At 67.6% G+C, this 18,012-nt stretch carries 16 protein-coding genes; 7 read left to right on the forward strand and 9 right to left on the reverse strand.

Annotation, left to right across the window (positions count from 1 at the left end; genetic code table 11):
* Positions 1-27: 27 nt before the first annotated feature.
* Positions 28-1,209, forward strand: coding sequence for a toll/interleukin-1 receptor domain-containing protein (locus tag GA0070617_RS04575; RefSeq protein WP_175440431.1), 1,182 nt, complete (start codon positions 28-30; stop codon positions 1,207-1,209).
* A 352-nt stretch (positions 1,210-1,561) separates the two neighbouring features.
* Positions 1,562-2,875, forward strand: a complete 1,314-nt coding sequence (locus GA0070617_RS04580) for a reverse transcriptase family protein (RefSeq protein WP_091434241.1) — start codon at positions 1,562-1,564, stop codon at positions 2,873-2,875.
* Between the two features lie 562 nt (positions 2,876-3,437).
* Here GA0070617_RS04580 and GA0070617_RS04585 read toward each other — a convergent pair.
* The 7 genes from GA0070617_RS04585 to GA0070617_RS04615 all read right to left on the reverse strand — a co-directional run bounded on the left by GA0070617_RS04585 (position 3,438) and on the right by GA0070617_RS04615 (position 8,900).
* Positions 3,438-4,082, reverse strand: a complete 645-nt coding sequence (locus tag GA0070617_RS04585; RefSeq protein ID WP_091434245.1) for an RNA polymerase sigma factor — start codon at positions 4,080-4,082, stop codon at positions 3,438-3,440.
* A complete protein-coding gene (locus GA0070617_RS04590; protein WP_091434248.1) occupies positions 4,079-4,261 on the reverse strand; it encodes a hypothetical protein in 183 nt (60 codons plus the stop codon). Before GA0070617_RS04590 ends, GA0070617_RS04585 begins: the two co-directional genes overlap by 4 nt.
* Entirely contained in the window at positions 4,258-5,355 is a 1,098-nt protein-coding gene (locus GA0070617_RS04595) for a CPBP family intramembrane glutamic endopeptidase (protein ID WP_139135575.1), read from the reverse strand. Before GA0070617_RS04595 ends, GA0070617_RS04590 begins: the two co-directional genes overlap by 4 nt.
* Before the next feature lie 81 nt (positions 5,356-5,436).
* A complete protein-coding gene (locus GA0070617_RS04600) occupies positions 5,437-6,039 on the reverse strand; it encodes a GNAT family N-acetyltransferase (protein ID WP_091434251.1) in 603 nt (200 codons plus the stop codon).
* The gene (locus tag GA0070617_RS04605) at positions 6,036-6,704 is read right to left on the reverse strand and encodes a GNAT family N-acetyltransferase (RefSeq protein WP_091434253.1); all 669 of its coding nucleotides are present in this window, start codon (positions 6,702-6,704) and stop codon (positions 6,036-6,038) included. The genes GA0070617_RS04600 and GA0070617_RS04605 overlap by 4 nt, the downstream gene beginning before the upstream one ends.
* Before the next feature lie 13 nt (positions 6,705-6,717).
* Positions 6,718-8,211 carry an APC family permease gene (locus tag GA0070617_RS04610; RefSeq protein WP_091434256.1) on the reverse strand — a complete coding sequence of 498 codons (1,494 nt, stop codon included), beginning with the start codon at positions 8,209-8,211 and terminating at the stop codon, positions 6,718-6,720.
* Between the two features lie 71 nt (positions 8,212-8,282).
* Positions 8,283-8,900: a GOLPH3/VPS74 family protein gene (locus GA0070617_RS04615; RefSeq protein ID WP_229688158.1), complete on the reverse strand. Its 618-nt coding sequence runs from the start codon at positions 8,898-8,900 to the stop codon at positions 8,283-8,285.
* 540 nt (positions 8,901-9,440) lie between these two features.
* Between GA0070617_RS04615 and GA0070617_RS04620 the strand changes: the two genes are divergently transcribed.
* Positions 9,441-11,285, forward strand: a complete 1,845-nt coding sequence (locus GA0070617_RS04620) for a S9 family peptidase (RefSeq protein ID WP_229688157.1) — start codon at positions 9,441-9,443, stop codon at positions 11,283-11,285.
* Here GA0070617_RS04620 and GA0070617_RS04625 read toward each other — a convergent pair.
* Positions 11,207-12,640 carry a helix-turn-helix domain-containing protein gene (locus tag GA0070617_RS04625; RefSeq protein WP_091434258.1) on the reverse strand — a complete coding sequence of 478 codons (1,434 nt, stop codon included), beginning with the start codon at positions 12,638-12,640 and terminating at the stop codon, positions 11,207-11,209. The genes GA0070617_RS04620 and GA0070617_RS04625 overlap by 79 nt on opposite strands.
* A gap of 269 nt (positions 12,641-12,909) precedes the next feature.
* On the opposite strand from GA0070617_RS04625, the gene GA0070617_RS30355 reads away from it, so the two are divergent.
* The 4 genes from GA0070617_RS30355 (at position 12,910) to GA0070617_RS04640 (ending at position 17,495) form a co-directional block, all read left to right on the forward strand.
* On the forward strand, positions 12,910-13,083 hold the full coding sequence (locus GA0070617_RS30355) for a hypothetical protein (RefSeq protein ID WP_175440432.1): 174 nt from the start codon (positions 12,910-12,912) through the stop codon (positions 13,081-13,083).
* A 179-nt stretch (positions 13,084-13,262) separates the two neighbouring features.
* Complete coding sequence (locus tag GA0070617_RS30360; RefSeq protein WP_175440433.1) at positions 13,263-14,390, forward strand: radical SAM protein; 1,128 nt, start codon at positions 13,263-13,265, stop codon at positions 14,388-14,390.
* Between the two features lie 29 nt (positions 14,391-14,419).
* Positions 14,420-15,802 carry a B12-binding domain-containing radical SAM protein gene (locus tag GA0070617_RS04635; RefSeq protein WP_175440434.1) on the forward strand — a complete coding sequence of 461 codons (1,383 nt, stop codon included), beginning with the start codon at positions 14,420-14,422 and terminating at the stop codon, positions 15,800-15,802.
* Entirely contained in the window at positions 15,795-17,495 is a 1,701-nt protein-coding gene (locus tag GA0070617_RS04640; protein WP_091434266.1) for a carbamoyltransferase C-terminal domain-containing protein, read from the forward strand. The genes GA0070617_RS04635 and GA0070617_RS04640 overlap by 8 nt, the downstream gene beginning before the upstream one ends.
* Here the strand turns inward: GA0070617_RS04640 and GA0070617_RS04645 are convergent.
* Positions 17,470-18,003 carry a pentapeptide repeat-containing protein gene (locus tag GA0070617_RS04645; RefSeq protein ID WP_175440435.1) on the reverse strand — a complete coding sequence of 178 codons (534 nt, stop codon included), beginning with the start codon at positions 18,001-18,003 and terminating at the stop codon, positions 17,470-17,472. The two genes, GA0070617_RS04640 and GA0070617_RS04645, sit on opposite strands and share 26 nt — an antisense overlap.
* Positions 18,004-18,012 lie beyond the last annotated feature (9 nt).

Genomic DNA, 18,012 nt, shown 5'->3' on the forward strand with positions numbered 1-18,012 from the left:
GTCGCCGCCTGTACCTATCCTGGCCAGGTGGACGGTGTAGCGAAGGACTTCTTCATCTCGTATACGGCCGCTGACAAGGCGTGGGCTACCTGGATCGCCTACATCCTCGAGGCGGACGGCTTCGCGGTGACGATTCAGGAGTGGGACTTCCGGCCAGGCAGCAACTTCGCCGTCGAGATGGACAAGGCCCTCAAGCAGTGTCCGCGGATGATCGCTGTGCTCTCCCCGGCCTACCTGAAGGCACCCTTCCCAGCCTCGGAGTGGGCAGCCGTCTTCGCCAGCGACCCGGAGGGCGCGAAGAACGCCCTCGTGCCGATCATGGTGCAGGAGTGCCAGCCGGAAGGGCTGCTCAGCCAGGTGGTGCAGATCCGCATTTACGGACTCGACGAGACCGCTGCGCGGAAGCAGATCCTCGAAGGCGTCCGCCGCGAACGGAACAAGCCCGCCACACCCCCGCCGTTCCCGGGTACGTCGGCGGCGTCCACCGAGGCGCCCGCCCAGGCTGTGCCATATCCGACAGCCCGCACTGCCGCGCCGGCCAGCCCATCGCGGCTGCGCTGGCAGAGCCCGGCACCGCCGGTCAGCGTCTCCTGGCGCAGCGACCTTGACCAACGCATGCAGGACCGCCGGCTAGGCGGCGCAGCCGTCGAGGTGCACCTGGCCTTCGCCGCCGACGAGGCGCGACTGCAGGTTAGCGAGCTGGCCGCCCTCGCCGACCTGCTACCCGACCATGGCCGACAGCACGGCATGTTCACCCGGCTGGAAGCCCTGCACGCGCACGCCGACTCCACCGTCGCCCGGGCGACGAGCAGCAGCCGGGACAACGAGAAGGGGCTTGTGATTTGCCGGTCGGGCCAGCGGTCGGCGTGGGCCCCTCTGCCCCGAGGCCAAATGGGCGCGGTGCTCGACCGTGACGACCTGATCAAGCAGCTCGCTGCCATGCTTAACACGCTGACGGCGCTGGAACTGCCTCACAGCGACCTTGTCGTACCGGCCATCGGGCTCGACCCCGCCACCATGATCTCCTACGGCAAGGTCAACGTACCGAGCAACACCGCCACCTTCGGGTTCGCGCAGGCAGACCACATCCACGTCTCTCCGGACGAAGCCATCGACTACGGCAGCGTCGTCGCCCGCCCCACCGACGTGGCCGCCGAACTCGTCGCACGTCTCATCGCCGACCACCGGATCGCCACAGGCCTGCGCTGACAACCTACTGATCCACGCCCCCCGCCAGGACGAGTCCCAGCAGGATGCCGTCGCCGACCACCGGTCGGACCGGTGCTCCGTTGATGCTCGGCGAAACGGTTCTCTGCGCCGCGCCAGGCGCAGCGCGGACACCGATGGCGGTCTTCGTTCTCTACGCTGCTTTCATGGCAGCGTGTCCCGAGCTGACCAGGCCGGCCCCCCGCGTGGGGTGCGGCCACGGTCTCTCCGGGGCAACCCCGGGGACGCGATACTCACCTCGGCACGACACCACAGGTGCGTCGGCACGCTCCGCGAGCCTGTGCACCCGCACGACCGGGCATCGTCGGGACACGCTGCCACCACCGGCGCAGTCGTGACCACCATCCACGCCCTCGCCACCGCGCTCGCCGACGCGTTCCTCGCTGGCGACGGCTGGCGCCGCGCCGATCTCGTCGGCCAGGGTGGGCTCGTCCTCGGGGTCCGGCGGCGATGGCTGTGGCCGGTCGCCGACGCGGTGCTGGTCGCCTACCCGCGCCCACCCACCGACCGGCCGCGCGAGCTGGCCACGTTCCTGAGCACCCTCGACCCGCTCCGTGCGGCAATCGCCGCCGCCCGCCAGCACCAGCGGCCCATCGTCATCCGCACGCGGCCCGTGACACCGACCCGAACCGTCCGCCGTCCCTGGCGCACCCCGGTCATCGACACCGTGGGCGACCTGGCCGCGATGCTCGACCTGAGCATCGCCCACCTCGACTGGTACGCCGACCGACGCGCCATGAACCGCCGCGCTACCGCCCACCGGCTGCACCACTACCACTACCGGTGGACCGACCACGGGCGGCTGATCGAGGCGCCCAAGTCCCGGCTGCGCGCCCTGCAACGCCGGCTGCTCGCCGAGGTCCTCGGCCCGATCCCGGTCCACCCCGCCGCGCACGGCTTCGTCCCCGGCCGCTCCGCGCACACCTTCGCCGCCGCCCACGCCGCGCAGCCGGTCGTCGTCCGGGTCGACCTGCTCGCCTTCTTCACCCGCATCCCTGCCGCCCGCGTTCACGGGCTGTTCCGCACCGCCGGCTACCCCGAACCCGTCGCCCACACCCTCACCAGACTCTGCACCACCCGCACCCCACACCCAGTCCTGCGCCGCGCACCCACCGACCTACCGCACCGGGCGGCCTGGCTCACCGCGCTCCGCACCGGCCACCTGCCCCAAGGCGCGCCGACCTCGCCCGCTCTAGCCAACTTGTGCGCCTACCGACTCGACCGACGCCTCACCGGCCTCGCCGACGCCTTCGGCATCGCCTACAGCCGGTACGCCGACGACCTCGCCTTCTCCGGCGACCTCACCACCCGCCGCATCGATGACCTGATCGCCGCCGTCACCGGCATCGCCCGCGACGAGGGCTTCCAAGTCCACACAGGTAAGACCCGCATCCGTGGGCGCGCGGACCGGCAACTCCTCGCGGGACTCGTCGTCAACCAACACCCCGCCCCACCCCGCGACGAATACGACCAGCTCCGCGCCATCCTCCACAACGCCGCCCGCACCGGCCTCGCCGAGCAGAACCGGACCGACCACCCCGACTTCGCTCAATACCTCATCGGACGAGTTACCTGGGTCAGCCATCACCACCCGGCACGCGCAGCCAAACTCGCCGCGCTGCTGGCCCACGCTCTCGCGACACCGTAGACTGAGGCGGCGCGGCACCTTCACCGGATCTCGGTGAGGACGCGTCGGACCGACCGAAGCTTGGCCTGAGCAGGACTTACGCCCGTTCTGCTGATCTTCAGCAAGCGAGCACAGCAACACGCGTGTGCGACCCGCTAACACGAAAAGAAAATAGGAACCGGCAGGTAGTCAGCGTCCGGGTACAGATAGAGCGTCGTCTTAGGAAACCGATGCTCTATCCCCTGAGCTACGGGGGCGCGAGTGGCCAGTCTAGCGACCTGCGGGTTCGCCCCGGGTGGCAGGGAGTGACCCGCGTTGACCCGGGGTGTCCGGGCTGGTTCCGGTCGGGGTTTGGCCAGGTCGGAGCGCCTCGGATCACATCAACCCCGGATTTCGACCCTGATCTTGGCCGGGGCTGACCTGGGCTGGCCGGGGTTGTCCGGGGGTGGCTTCCGCTGAAGAGCACACGTTGCACACATCAGCCAAGATCGAAGTGGCCGGTTTCGTCGGCCGGATGCCGCGCCCAGTCGGGCTCGCCGCCGCCGCTCGTCGCCGCGGCGGTCGCCGCCGCTTCGGGTGTGGTTCACCGTCGCTGGTGGTGTCCGGGGTGCCAGTGCGGTAGCGGGATGTCTGTCGTGCGGTGTTGGGTGATGGCGTGGGTGGCGGTTGCTTCGAGGTGTTGGACGTTGTCGATGGTGGTGTGGAGGGCCATGGCGGTCTGGGGGACGGTGAGGCCTCGCCAGTGGCGGAGGTGGAGGCAGGTGCGGTGTCGGGGGTCGAGGTGTTGGTATGCGGTGAGGGCTTGTTGGAGGTCGTATTTGGCGATGACGGCTGCTTCGGCGCTGGTGGTGTGGTGGTTTTCGGTGGCGTGGTAGTCGTCGGTGAGGCCGGCGGGGTGTTCGGGGCGGTTGCGGCGGGCTCGGGCGTGGTCGAGGACGAGGCGGTGGGCGATGGTGTGGAGCCAGGCGATGATCGGTCGGCGGGGTTGGGTGTACTGGTGAAGGTTTTTCCAGGCGCGTAGGAATGTCTCGGCGGTGATGTCCTCGGCCAGGTGTCGTTGGTGGCTGCCGACGCGGGCGGTGACGTGGCCGAGGACGCGGTTGTGGTGGTGTTGGTAGAGCTGGCCGAAGGCGTCGCGGTCGCCGTGTTGGGCGCGGCGTACGAGGTCCCATTCCGGCGGACGGTCGTCGTGTTCGTGGTGGCGGGGGTTTCCGGTGGGTGTGGTCATGGGGTCGTCCGGTGGGCGTAGCTGCTCGCGAGGATGATGATCATGAGTAGGAGCGCCAGGATGGTGGCCGGGCGTGCCAGGCGTAGGCGTAGCAGGAGCCAGAGGGTGTTCGACAGGCTGCCTTTGGCCAGTGCGAGGGCCAGGATGAGTACGCCGATCAGGGCGAGGAGTTCTTTCATGGCGTGCTCCGGGTTGGGGTCTGTGGCTGGTCGGATGGGTGCCGCTGCGCGTCGTGGTGGTGGGCTGCGGTGGTTGAGGCCGTCTGGTGTGCGGTGACTGCCGGGGTGCGGGGTGCGAGTAGGCGCAGGAGGGGGGTCTTGGTGGCGAGGAGACCCACGATCGTGGCGTAGACGGCGACGGTGAGCCCTTGGGTGGCGGCGGTCTGCCAGCCGGCGCCGGCGGCGTTGGCGGTCGGGTCGGCCAGGCGCGGCATCGCGGCCGTCAGTAACAGAAGCGGGAAGTTGACGGCCAGGTGAAACGCGATGCCGGCTTCGATGCCGCCGGTGACGACGGTGAGCCAGCCGAGGGCGACGCCCATGGTCAGGACCAGCAGGACACCCCAGACGGTGCCGGGCCCGTGCAGGGCGGCGAACACGACCGCCTGCCCGCCGATGGCGGGCCACGGGGAGCGGAAGAACCGGCCGATGGCCTGGAGGATGACGCCGCGGCTGATGTACTCCTCGGCGGTGACCTGCCCGACCAGGAACACGGCCACGACGGCCACGGTGGTCAGGTACGGGCCGACGCCGGGCCACCCGGATGGCTGCGCCGGGGTGGGCTCGACGTCACTGGTGTGGGTCAGCACCTCGATCACGAAGCCGGAGATCATGCCGGCCAGGGCCGTCGGTACCGCGACGACAAGGCAGACCGCCAGCCAACGGCGGCGGATCCGGCCGGCGATGCTCAGGACGCTACCGGCCGGCCGCCGCTCGATGGTCTTGACGGTGAGCATGGCGATCGGCAACGCGACGGCCACCCCGGCGATGGAGTACGCCATCAGGGTGTAGTCACCCAGCAGCGGCAGCCGGGGCTGGACGTGCATGGCCACGGCGGCGGCTGTCAGGCTGACCAGGACCCCGAGGAACGCCACCAGCACGGCGGCCACGGAGCGCCACCATCGGGGCGTCAACTCCCGGGACACCCGGTGGAACACCACCGGCCCGTCGGCCATGCCCGTGGCGGGCAGACCGATCGAATTCGGCGGGTTGGTCGGTCCGGCCGGGTGGGGCGCGGTGGCCGCTGGCGTCGGCAGGGATGAGGGTTGGTTGTGCAACGGAGAGAACCTTCTTCTCGCAGGTGGAAACACCAGGCCGCGTCATACGCGCGCGACCCGGGTGGACGTGGACAGGCGTGGTCAGGCCACGGGAGGGTGGTCGCGGTGTAGTGGCCAGAGCCGGGGGCCGCTGGGGAGGTGTAGAGGTGTGTCGGCGTGGTAGCCGTAGGCGGTGAGGGTGTCGCGGGCACCGGTGGTGGTGACGACCGTGTCGACCGGCAGAGCTGGGTGGTCGGCGTGGTGGTGGCGGTGGTCGAGTAGGTGCCGGCCGAGACCCCGGCCGCGGTGGCTGGGGCGGACCCACAGCCAGGACAGCCAGTCGTGCGCCGCGGCTGACCGGTAGCTGTCCATGGCCTGCAGCAACTGCTGGAAACGGACGGCGGCGCGGCCGGCGGCCGGTCCGAGGTCGTGGCGGGTCGGCGCGGCCCACGGCCTGGTTTCCGGGTACGGATGCCAGACGGCGATGGCGGTCATGTGTCCGAGGATGGTGACGTCGCCGCGTGCGACGGCGTGGTCGACCTGCACGGCGATCAGCCGTTGCAGCACGTTGCGGCGTTGCCGCAGGTCCGGCAGCAGCCACTCGGTGACCGGGTCGAACATGGCCACGGCGGCGAGGAGCATGGTGACGGTCGGGACGTCGTCCGGCCGTGCCGTCCACGCCTTCTGGTCCAGCTGTCCGGTCACTGCGCCGCGCCTTCGGTCGGGACAGCGCTCACCATGGTCGGGGCCGTGTCGAAGAAGCCGGGCGGGAAGATGGCGGTGCCGGGTCGCCACATCCGCCAGATCGTCGGCCCGCTCGGAATCTGGATCGGTATGCCGGCCCGGTAGCCGAGCCGTTGGTAGAGAGCCCGGTTGCGCAGGTTCGTGGCCTCCAGGTACGCGGGCAGACCCTCGGCATCAAGGCGGCGATGGTGGTTGGCGAGCAGTGCGGCCCCGATCCCACCGTTCTGCCGGCCGGGTGCGACGGCGAGGTAGGCCAAGTGGTGGTGCGGTGTTGCGGGGTGGTGGGTTTCGAAGAGCGTGTCGAGGAGGGCGAACACGGGCGCGTACCGGCCGGTGGCCTGCTCCAACGCTGCGAGATGCTCTCGGCTGGGTGAGGTCGGGGGTTGCAGGCGGGGGTACCAGATCGCCACCCCAGCCCGATCGTCGGTGGTGTGCACGGTCCCGTGTTCCAGGCCGTGGTGCAGGACGGCGGTGAAGTAGGCCCGGTAGACCAGGCGTCGTTCGGCGGGGTCGGGGACGAGCCAGTCGGCTACCGGCCCGGTGAAGAACGCGTCGGCCAGGACCGGGACCAGAGCGTCGGTGTCGGCGGGTGTCGCCGGGCGGACCGCGACGGTGGGGATAGTCATCTCGGCAAGGTCCTTACACGTGGTGGGATGCGGTGGTGGGGGTGCGCCAGGCGACGGTCGCGGTGTGCGCGCCGAGGCCGATCGCCTGGTACACGTCCGGGCGGGCCCGTCGCAGGATGAGCGCCCACATGGCGCCGAGTAGAGCGGCGGTGGCGTAGGCGGTGGGAAACATCCACCGCAGCGGGGAACTCGCTTCGACGCCGAGGAGGGTGTCGAACTCGACCAGGGTGGCGGCCAGGATTCCGGTCAGCGCGAGAGTGGCGGCCACGGGCGCGATCGTGCTGCGCCAGCGTCCTTCACTGTGCGGGCTGTGGTGGAAGAAGCCGACCACGGCGGCGGAGGTGACGGTCATGAGGATGAGGACGCCGAGGCCGCCGGTGACGGTGATCCAAAAGAACAGGTGCACGATCGGATCCGCCCCCACCACCGCGTAGCCGACCAGCACGATCACGGCGACAGCGCTCTGCAGGAGCGACCCGACCTTCGGGGCGCCGGTGCGGCGGCTGGTGCGTCCCAACACCGCGGGTAGGACGTGTTCCCGGCCGAGTGCGAACAGGTACCGGGCCACGGTGTGGTGGAAGCTGAGGAGTGCGGCGAAGAGGCTGGTGACGAACAGGACCTGCGCGACGGTGATCACGGTGGTCGGGAGATACGGGCCGGCCAGGTCGAAGATCAGCTCCGTGCCCGAGGCACGCGCGGCTTGCACGATGTGGTCGGGGCCGGTGGCCACCGACATCGCCCACGCCGACCCCGCATAGAGCACGCCGGTGAGTCCGACGGCGATGAAGGTGGCTCGGGCGATGGTGCGTCGGGGGTCGCGGGTCTCTTCGGCGAAGACGGTGGTGGCCTCGAAGCCGACGAAGCCGGTGATCGCGGTGACCAACGCCGCCCCGATACCCGCACTCACCACCAACCCGGGATGCAACGTGCCCAAGCCGATACCACCGGGAGCGGGTTGGCTGAGCATGACCGCGTCGAAGACCACCACCACAGCGCACTCGGCCACCAGCATGACGGCGAGGATCCGCCCGTTGAGGTCAATGCGCAGCAACCCGAGGACCGCCACCACCGCCCACGCCGTCAGGGCACACACCCACCAGGCGATGTGAAGGTCGTAGCGGGTGTGGAGGAAGTCGGCGAGGACCGCGCCGAAGCCGCCGTACAGGCCGATCTGCATCGCGTTGTACGCCACTATCGCCACGGCGGCTGCGGCGACGCCGGCCGGGCGGCCGAGACCGTGACGGACGTAGGTGTAGAACGCGCCAGCATTGACGACGTGCCGGGACATCGCCACGTAGCCGACGGCGAACAGGCCGAGAACGGCAGCGACCAGCAGGTACGCGATCGGGATACCGGTCACGCCGGTGACCGCGTAGCCGGTGGTCGCACCACCGGCAACCACGGTCAGCGGGGCGGCGGCGGCCATCACGAAGAACACCACATGCGCGACGCCAAGGCGGCCACGCGCCAACGTCACCGACACCGCACCAGCCACAGAACGAGACATGCAGAATCACCTTTCACGGAAGAAGAACAAACGAGGAGCGGGGAGCGGGGAACTGCGGAGGCTGTGGTGGGTCAGGTGCGGTGGGACAGGACGGCGTTGCCGACAGCGGCGGCGAGGTCACCGAACAACTCCCGCACCGGCGGCTGCACCCCATCGACCACCTCCCGCAGATACAGGCGGGCCGACAACGGCGCACCATCGAGCAGCGACGAGTCCAGTTGGGTGTGCAGGACCAAGCCGGCCAGGACCCGGTCGGAGTCACCGAGCGTCCGACGACCGCGAAGGCGCTGCGACAGACGCGCCCCAGGCCACGCGGCGTCGTTGATGTCCACGGGCCGATAGACGGTGCGCTGCCGCCATAGACGGCCGACCTGCTGCGGTGCGAGGAGGCCGGCGTGACACATCCGCCGCGCCACCTGCGTGTAGGCGGTATCGGCGACATACGCCAGCCACGTCCGGGTCGGACACTCGGGCTCCGCTGCCAATCGGTCGAGGATCAGGTGCTGGAGGGGGTCCGCCGGTGGGTGCATGTCACGGACCCGCACCCGCCCGTCGGCGAACGTGATCCGACCGGTGAAGTGCAACTCGGCCAGCAGTGCGGCGGCCAGGCCGTAGCCGAGGGCGGAACCGAACAACCGCCGCTGGCCGTAGTCGTCGTGGGCGACGAAGAAGAACTCATCCGCCAACAACGGCGGCCGGGCAGCCGCGGTTGGGGGCCGCCTGGACGATAGATAACGGGGATCATGCCGCCCGACATCGGGATGACGTGTCACCACGACCGACCTTCCTCACTCGAACAGGGATGTGCACCTGGGTCAGCCGCATGAATGCTCCAGTTGCAACAGGATCCGAATAGTCGGCGGTTGTCCACCCTGCTGGGGTCGCGGATTGTCAGGTCGAATCGTTAGACCGGACCCGCCCCTTTGGCGCCCAGCGCAGTGGTCGACTCATAATCTCGCCAAATTGCATCCGGGTCCATGGCAGATATGCGGACAGGGAATCTGTCCGCAAGAGCAGCCGTCGTCGCTCTCGGTTGCGGTCATCGGGCTCGCATCGCGTCCTCTGCCGGGCAGGCGCCTAGAGTGGTGAGCGTAGAGTCATTGCGTGCGAGCCCAGTCCATCAACTCTGATGGGGGCAGCCCGAACACCATGCGCCGGTACGCCGTAGGCGGATTGCTCGTCGCCTGTTGGCTCGCCGGGCGTACGGTGAGACGTTTCGAGGAGGCGTTGTGGAGGCGGAAGCCGGCATCGGCCCGATCTCGGCATCGGACGCAGTGCGCGCCACAGTCAGTTACGACCAGCTTCGAATCTGTGACGGTTCGTTCTACTGGTTGGAGGCTCGTGCCGGTACCGGCTGCGGTGTGATGCTGGTGCGACGGCGTTCCGAAGGTGGAGTGCATGACGCTGGGCCTGCGAATTTCAGCATCACCAGCGAGGTGCACACCTACGGTGGGGGCACCTATGCCATCGTTGAGGACGAGTTGTGGTGCACCGGTGCAGCGGGCCTGTACCGGCAGCATGTCGGCAGCGATGACCTAGAGTTGATGGTGCCGGGAATCATTGGCGGACTGGTTGTTGGCGCGGGTGAAATACTTGCTGTGCGGGAGTCCGAACAAGGCGACGAGTTAATCGCGGTGACTGCCGATGGACCAGCGTCGGTGAGAGTTCTTAGCACATCGCCAGGGTTCTTTGGTCCCCCTCAGCCAGGCCCAGCGATGGTGGCTTGGTCCTGGTGGAGCGAGCACGACATGCCCTGGGATGCCTGCGAGCTTTGGGTGGCACCCTACGAGTCTGGTGGTTGCATCGGAAAGCCATTGCTCGTCGCGGGTGGGGCAGATGAGTCGGTGGTGGAGCCGCGATGGGGGCCTGACGGTTCCCTCTACTTCGTGTCGGACCGTAACGGCTGGTGGAATCTGTTTCGATGGGATGGTCAAGATGTCCATGCTGTAGCTGCCGTCACGGGTGAGTGCGCGGCGGAACCCTGGGAACTGGGGTATGCGTCGTACGGCTTCCTCGACGACGGTCGGATCGCGGTGGTGGTTCAGCAGGGACCGAGGCACCGACTGCTACTCGTCGACCCGCTGGGCGCGGTCACGCCAGTCGAGATTCTGTACACGTCGATCAAGCCCTACGTGGCGGTATACGAGAAGACAGTCGCTCTCATCGCCTCGTCAACGACGGTGGCACCTCAAGTCGTGCTGGTACACCTCGCATCTGGTGATCCCCGGGTTGAGGTGCTGGCCCGCTCGGAACATGCGGACCTCGCCACCTACACGGTCTCGACCCCCGCAGAGCTGCAGGTGCCCGTCAAGGAAGGTCGCGAGGTACGGGCCGTGGTGTATCCGCCTGCCGATGCAGGACCGGGTTGGCGGGCTCCGGTGATCGTTCGTGCACATCCGGGCCCGACTGCCTCGTGTCTGCTGCGTCTGGACTGGCAGGCACAGTTCTTCACTGGCCGTGGTTTCGCCGTCGTGGATGTCGACTATCTCGGTAGCACCGGGTATGGGCGGGCATTCCGCCAGGCGTTGTACGGCCGGTGGGGTCTGGCTGACGTGAACGACTGTCGTGCGGTGGCCGAACACCTCATAGCAACCGGTCGAGCAGTGCCGGGTCAAGTCTTCATCCGCGGTGCCAGTGCCGGTGGATACACGGCGTTGCACGCGGTCACGCACGACGGTCCCTTCGCTGCAGCCACCGCGATCTCGGCGATCGTAGATCCGGACCGGTGGGCGGCCACCGTTCCTAGATTTCAGCGCGCTCACGCTCTGCGTTTGAGTGGTGGCGCGGGCAGGGTTGCTGCCGATGCCATCCGACGACCGGTCCTGCTCGTTCACGGAACCGATGACAGTATCGCCACCGTGCACGACGTGCGGGAACTCGGAGCGCAGCTGACTCGCTTCGGTCTGGTGCATGACCTGCTGTTGCTTGACGATGTCGGCCACTACGTAGCCTCTTCCGTCCGCGCCGAGGTGGCGCTGGAGGCAGAACTTGCCCACTATCTGTTGTCGATGAGCGAATCCGCAAGCGAGCGTGACGGCCAGACCGCCGCCAGTGGGAGTTCGTGCCGCACGTAGTCGCCGAACTCACGGACATCCGGCTCTCCCCGGTAGGGATCCAGGTCGACTTGGACATCGACAATCCTTTGCACACACCGGTGGGAGTCCGTCTTGGCCGCGTGATCGACTGCGGTCCTGGCTGTCGCACATGCTTCTTCAATGCGCCCGGCGGCGGCCAACGAGGATGCCAGGAGCGCAGTGTCGATGGCGAGTCGACGGACGTGTGAAGGGCTCAGTGCCGTGAGGGCGTCGTCTAGATGCCGCTGCGTCTGGGGAGGCTGACCAAGGTCATGGAAGCAGTGGGCCAGTTCGTCGGCAAGATACGCCGACGTGAAGTACCGGATCCATTCCGGCTCCTCCTCCAACCGACTACGGTCGAGCTGCTTCTCCGCAGTCAGGAGGTGGGCTACCGCGTCGGCCTCATGCCCGAGACGGGCGTGTGCGCGGGCCACCACGGCATGCAAGGCCGCTCGGATCGCGGGGGTTGCTTCAGCTTCACACCCCGTCACCGCCGTCAGCGCCATTCGTAGGCTCGCCTCAGGATAGTTGCAGTGCAGCGTCAGGTGGCCAATATTTACAGCAAGAAGATAGCCCCCATAAGTGCGATCATGGGCCGCCTGCGCCAGCCGAAGGGCGCGCAGGTAGCGGCGTTGGGCAAGACCGACCGCCCCCGTGTCGACCGCCTGATATCCGCACAGCTCGAAGAAGCCCGCAGCGATCCTGAACAGACGTCGCCCGATCGCATCAGAAGCAGGTGGACTCGCGAGTAACCGATTGATCTCGCCCTCGACGTACCGCTGTACCCGCTGATGAACCCGACCAGCGCCATGCCTGTGGTCCAACTGCCGAAATACTGTCAGTGCGTTTTCTGCCGATACGACTTCATCCTCCGATACTTGACTGACGGCTCGAAGTCGGCCTGCTGGCGAATGGCCGAAGTCATGGTGATTGTTCAACCAGTCGAGGGCGGTACGATCCAGCACGCCCGGCTGGAAGGGGACACGCCGCAGCAAGTCGCCCTGCTCGGGAGTCTCCAAGGGAGCACCCGGTAGCGAGGTGATCGGGGTACCTGGCTGGGTCGAGACAAGAGCGATCCTGGCTCTCCGCTCACGGTCACGTTCGGCTTCAAGTACCGGCAACAGGCGCAGCAGAGATCCATCGGCTCCCAGCGCCGCGTCGCAGGCTTCGACGAACTGACGGGACGGGAACCGGTCTGCGGTCTCCACCCGCCTCACCAGGTCAGGGCTGAAGCGGATCATGGAACCCAGCCGTGCCTGCGAGAGGTTCGCTTGTTCTCGCAGACGCCGCAACTCTGCGCCGAAGAAGTGGCGCTCCGACACGGATGGATGGAGCGTGCGTGGAGCCTGGCCCATGACGCCGCCCTCCTCAAGGGATTCACCGAACGGTACCGGTCAGCTTAGCTTTTGCTGTCCGATCATTCGATGTTGCCTCGCTGTTGGCATCGGCGGCAGCAGATCACCTGCGGGTCCTGTCACTTCAGGCCGGGAGTTTCGGGGTATGGCATCGCGCATTGCTGATAAATGCGGACAACTAATTTGTCCGCATGACTGGCGTTACGCGCCGGAGGGTCGGTGGGGTGTAGTGATTCTCGTCCTTGAAGGTCTCGCAGGAAGGCAGATCAATGGTCCCCACCAGTTCCACGGGCGCTGCGGCCGCCCCGGTCGCCAGCAACTCCGAGCAGATCCGGCAGTACGCCTCGGTGGCGGAGGCGACGCTCGCGCTGGGCTGCAAGACCTACTCGGGCACCGTCGCACAGGGCGGCGGTGGCGTCTCCATCGACAGGTCTGGGCGGTAGTCCACCCCCGCTTCAGATCGAGACCGCTGCCGGCCCGCGTATCCCGTCGCGGGCCGGCGGCCCCAGTCTGGGAGTCCTTTTTGACGTCACTTCCCCCGGCGCTGCAGATGGCGGATGTTCGGTTCCGCCACGAACACTTTGGCGCCCTCTCGTGGACCACAACCCAGCCCCGTCGGTTCGTGGAGTTGCCGCGTCCGGCGGCCATGGTCGCGCTGCTGGCACGCGAACCGCTGGCTCCGCAGTACCCGCTGCTGGCGCAGACTGCCCTCAGCGATCGTTTCGGTCTCAACGAAACCCGGTGGACCAGCGTCGTCGGTGAGCTGTACTCCGCAGGCGTTCTCGCTTCGGCTGGCAGCTCAGTGGCTGAGCCCGTGACCGCCGCGCGTGTTCACGCCGTCGCGGACGAGGCCGAGGCGGCGCGGCCCCGAATGCCAGTACTCAAGCCGTTCTGGGCTCACCTGCAACCGTTCACGGTCTGCAACCAGAAGTGCTTGCACTGCTACTGCTCCGGTGGTCCGCAGGCAGACCCGTTCCTCCTGCCCATGATCAGGTGGCACGAGCTCGTCCGCCGGCTCGACGACTACGGCGTGCCGGATATCTACATCACCGGTGGGGAGAGCCTGCTCCTGCCAGGATTCTTCGACTTGGCGGCCGACATCCTCGGCCGAGGACTGGGCTTCGGGGTGTCGACCAACGCCACGGTCCTCAACGCCGGCCGGCTGGAGCGGCTCCGTGAGTTGGGGCTTTCCCCGATACAGGTGTCGCTCGACGGTGGTCAGGCGGCCACGCACGAGATGATCCGGGCAGCGCCCGGCGCCTGGCCGAAGACCCTCGCGGGTATCCGTGCGCTCAGCGATTTCACCGAGGTCGTCATCAACACCGTGGTCAACCACATCAACCTGGGGGAGCTGGAAAGCGTCGTCCAGATCGGGCTCGATGCCGGGGTGCGGAGGTTCAAGTTCTTCCCACAGAAGCCGGTCGGCCGGTCCAACCCTTCAATGACCTTGGACGACACAACGATCATGACGGTGCTGCTGCCCGAGTGTCAGCGTCTGGCCGAGGCGTACGACGTGACGATCGAGACAATCAACCCGACTGAGGGCTGCGGCAGCGGCAGCATCGGCTTCGCCGTCGATCAACACGGTGACGTGTACCCCTGCATCTTCGGAGTGGAAAACCGGTCCCTACGGGTCGGGAACCTACTCACCGATGACCTGGACACGATCTGGTTCGGCTCGGAGGTATGGGAACAGTTCCGCAGCGAGCCGACGAGCCCGTGCCGACGCTGCGAGTTGCCATGCCCATAACGATTGATCCGTGCCGACCGCGAGTACTGGTGTGGGCACCGACGCTGTACGAGTCCGGATTCAAACAGCGCCACGTCGACGGGGACGCTCTCGCGGTTCAGGCATCCCTGCGTGCCGCCGGCTACGACAGTGTCCTGTTGGATGCGTACTACCGGGGCGGCCCCGCTGCGACGCTGGCCGACACCCTCGCTGATGCCGCCGGCATCACCCAACGGCACCCGGACTCCGATGACGCCGGCAGCACCAGCGGATTCGCCGTGCTCGTGGTGCACCTGTTCACCTCAGACGCGTACGGACCTCGACTGCGTCGTATCGCGGACGAGTTGGTGGCCGCGCGGCTGCGCCATCCCCGGCTGACTGTCATCGGCTTCGGGCCACTGGCGGTGTCCGCCTCCGGGGAACTGATGGCGCACGGTGCGGTGGACCACGTCATCGCCGGACCCGCCACCGTCATAGCCGATCCGTTTGTGGCGGATCTCCTCACGCACCTGCGCGCACACCTGACGGTTCACACGCCGCTACGGTCGCTCACGACCGCCGACCTACCCTACGGTGCCAACTCGGTGGTGTCGGTGGCCGCGAGCCGAGGGTGCCGGTCCCGCTGTACCTTCTGCGCCTACAACGCCGACCTGCCGGGTGGCGGATGGCGGGACCTGCCCATGGCACCGGTTGTCGACGACATCGCCCATCTTCACGAGGCCACCGGGGCGACGGCGTTCGCGTTCTCAGATTCCGACTTCGGCGGCAACCGCGACGAGTGTGCCCGCCGTGCCACCGAACTGCGTGACGGGCTTACGGCAGCGGGCCTCGCCGGCACCCTCACGTTCGCGATCAGCGTACGGGGGGAGTCTCTCGCCCCACACATCGTTGGCCTGCTGGCCGACGCTGGGATCCGCACCATGCTCATCGGAGTGGAATCGTTCAACCCGGACACCCTGCGCCGTGTCTACGGCAAACGACAGAACCTCACGCACCTACGGGAGGTGGTAGCAGCCGCCGACGATGCCGGCGTCACCATCGTGGCCAGTTACATCCTGTGGCATCCCTGGCAGACCCTCGGCGGACTCCGCGCCGAACTGGACGCCCTGGAGGACTTCGGCCGCCACCGGATTCCACACTTCATGGCCCGCAGCCGCTTGAAGGTCATCCCCGGCACCGTCATCGAACGGCAGGTCGCCGCCGACGGACTGCTCATCACCGCGCCCTTCCACCGCGCTTTCACCATCGCGGACCCGGCCGCCGCTGCGCTGGAGGAGGCACTCAACGAGTGGTTCTCGGCTATCGCAGCGCCAGTGCTCTCCGATCTACACGAAACCGACGCGGGCAGCTTGGACCGGCTCGCCGAGCTCAAGATCGCCGAATGGACATGGCTCACAGACGCCGTCAACCGGGAGGACATCGACCATGGGTGAGCTACTGCTCGGCATCCACGGCGGCGCAAACGCCACCGCTGCCATCGCCGTCGACGGACACCTCACGTACTGCGTACAGGAGGAACGACTGACCGGCATCAAGGGCTACATGGGCTTCCCGCGCCGGGCCATCGCCACCTGTTTGGACGCAGCCGGTGCCGATGCCGCCGATGTTGCTGAAGTCGTCTACGGCAGCCGCTCCGGCGCCGTGGAGCACTGTCCCCGCGACGAATGGCGCCGCCGGCTCACCGGCTTCCATCACCGGCCGGACCTGGCCGACATGGAGGCGCACCTGGTGGCCGCCTCCCCCAACGGGTTGCCGCAGCGGCTCGATGATCTGCTACGGCAGAGTGGTGTCACCGCGCGGGTCACCTACATCGACCACCACACCGCTCATGCCGCCGCCGCCTACTACGGACTACGCGCCGCCCCCGAACGCCCCTATCTCGTCCTGACCTGCGACGGGTTCGGGGACGGCACCTGCGCGACCGTATCGACTTGGACAGCCGGGCACCGCATCGAGATCGCCCGCACCGACATGCGCGACTCGATCGGCCTGCTCTGGTTCTGGTTCACCCACGCCGCCGGGTTCACCCCTCATGAGGACGAGTACAAGCTGATGGGCATGGCCCCCTACGCCCGTGCCGACCGCGCTCGGGAAGTCGCCGACATCCTGCACGAGTCCCTCGGCCTCGACCGCAGTGGGCTTCGCCTGCGTCGCAGCACTGGGCCCAGCATCGAGCGTGCATGGCCCGCCATCGAGCAGCGGCTCCACGGGCGCCGCTTCGACGACCAGTTCGCCGGTCTGCAGCTTTTTACCGAAGAACTGCTGACTCGCTGGGTCAGCAACGCCGTCGCCGCCACCGGCATCCCGGATGTGCTCGTCGGCGGAGGAGTGTTCATGAACATCAAGGTCAACCAGCGGATCGCCGCCTTGGACTGTGTAAGGACGTTCAACGCCTTTCCGTCATGCGGGGATGAAAGCCTCCCACTGGGAGCCCTCTACCACCACCTTGCCGCCACCCACGGCCATCAGACCATCACGCCGCTGAGCGACTGCTACCTCGGCGAGGAAATCACACCCACCGACGCACGCGACGCGGTCGCCGGAACCGGCCTCGTCCTGCACGAGATTGACCAGATCGAGGACGTCGTCGCACAACTCCTGGCCGACGGCGAGATCGTTGCCCGCTGCGCCGGCCGTATGGAATTCGGTGCCCGCGCGCTCGGCAATCGCTCCATTCTCGCGAACCCATCCGACGCCGACATTCCACGGCGTCTGAACCGGCTCATCAAACAGCGGGACTTCTGGATGCCCTTCGCCCCAGCGATGCTCCGCAGCCACCAACACCGCTACATCCACAACCCTCGCGACCTGCACAGTCCCTATATGATGATCGGCTTCGACACCCCACCTGATGCTGCCACCCACATGATCGCCGCCATGCACCCCGCAGACCTGAGTTGTCGACCACAGATCGTGGACGACCACAGTCCAACCGGGCTCGCCGCGATCCTTGACGCCTACCATCACCGGACCGGCCAAGCAGTGCTACTCAACACGTCACTGAACCTGCACGGCCAGCCCATCGCCCGCACCGCAGTCGACGCCGTGAACGTCCTCCTGCACTCGGATCTTGCCCACCTTCAACTCGGCCCGTACCTCGTCACGAAGCACGCACCGACATGTTGAGGCTCATCGCGATATCGACCCCCTGATCAGCAGTGATGATCGCCTCGCGCAACTCGACGTCACGTGGATCGAAAGCAGTCAACACGCTGCCCCGCAGGTCAGCACGAGTGAAGTCTGCCTTCCGCACGCTCGCGCCAGAGAGGTCCACCTCCCGCAGCACGGCACCCTGGCACCGCGCACCGCTCAGGTTCGCCCCACGCATCAGCACCCGAGCAAAGTCGGCGGTCCCCAGGTCGGCACCCGCCAGTTCGACGTCCGACCAGTCTCCGCCTTCCACCTCCAGGCCTGACAGGTCACACCGGTCGAACACCGACGCGATCAGGGCGCAGTTGGTCAGCGATGCATCCCACCAACTGCAGCCGGCGAACCGGCAATCCCGGAACGTCGAATCGACCAAACTCGCGCAGTTGAACCTGACCGCAGTGAAAGTACACGCGTCGAAGACGCAGCTCTCAAGGAGCGCCTCGCACAGATCAACCTCCTGGATCGCGGCCATCTCGTAGCGCAATCCCACGAA

Source organism: Micromonospora yangpuensis (assembly GCF_900091615.1).
Lineage (GTDB): Bacteria > Actinomycetota > Actinomycetes > Mycobacteriales > Micromonosporaceae > Micromonospora > Micromonospora yangpuensis.

What these genes read in the sequence shown, in the direction of transcription:
- GA0070617_RS04585 (WP_091434245.1), bottom strand. Translation starts at nt 4,082, where the DNA reads ATGACCACACCCACCGGAAACCCCCGCCACCACGAACACGACGACCGT.
- GA0070617_RS04590 (WP_091434248.1), bottom strand. Translation starts at nt 4,261, where the DNA reads ATGAAAGAACTCCTCGCCCTGATCGGCGTACTCATCCTGGCCCTCGCA.
- GA0070617_RS04605 (WP_091434253.1), bottom strand. Translation starts at nt 6,704, where the DNA reads ATGACTATCCCCACCGTCGCGGTCCGCCCGGCGACACCCGCCGACACC.
- GA0070617_RS04610 (WP_091434256.1), bottom strand. Translation starts at nt 8,211, where the DNA reads ATGTCTCGTTCTGTGGCTGGTGCGGTGTCGGTGACGTTGGCGCGTGGC.
- GA0070617_RS04625 (WP_091434258.1), bottom strand. Translation starts at nt 12,640, where the DNA reads ATGGGCCAGGCTCCACGCACGCTCCATCCATCCGTGTCGGAGCGCCAC.
- GA0070617_RS30355 (WP_175440432.1), top strand. Translation starts at nt 12,910, where the DNA reads ATGGTCCCCACCAGTTCCACGGGCGCTGCGGCCGCCCCGGTCGCCAGC.
- GA0070617_RS04640 (WP_091434266.1), top strand. Translation starts at nt 15,795, where the DNA reads ATGGGTGAGCTACTGCTCGGCATCCACGGCGGCGCAAACGCCACCGCT.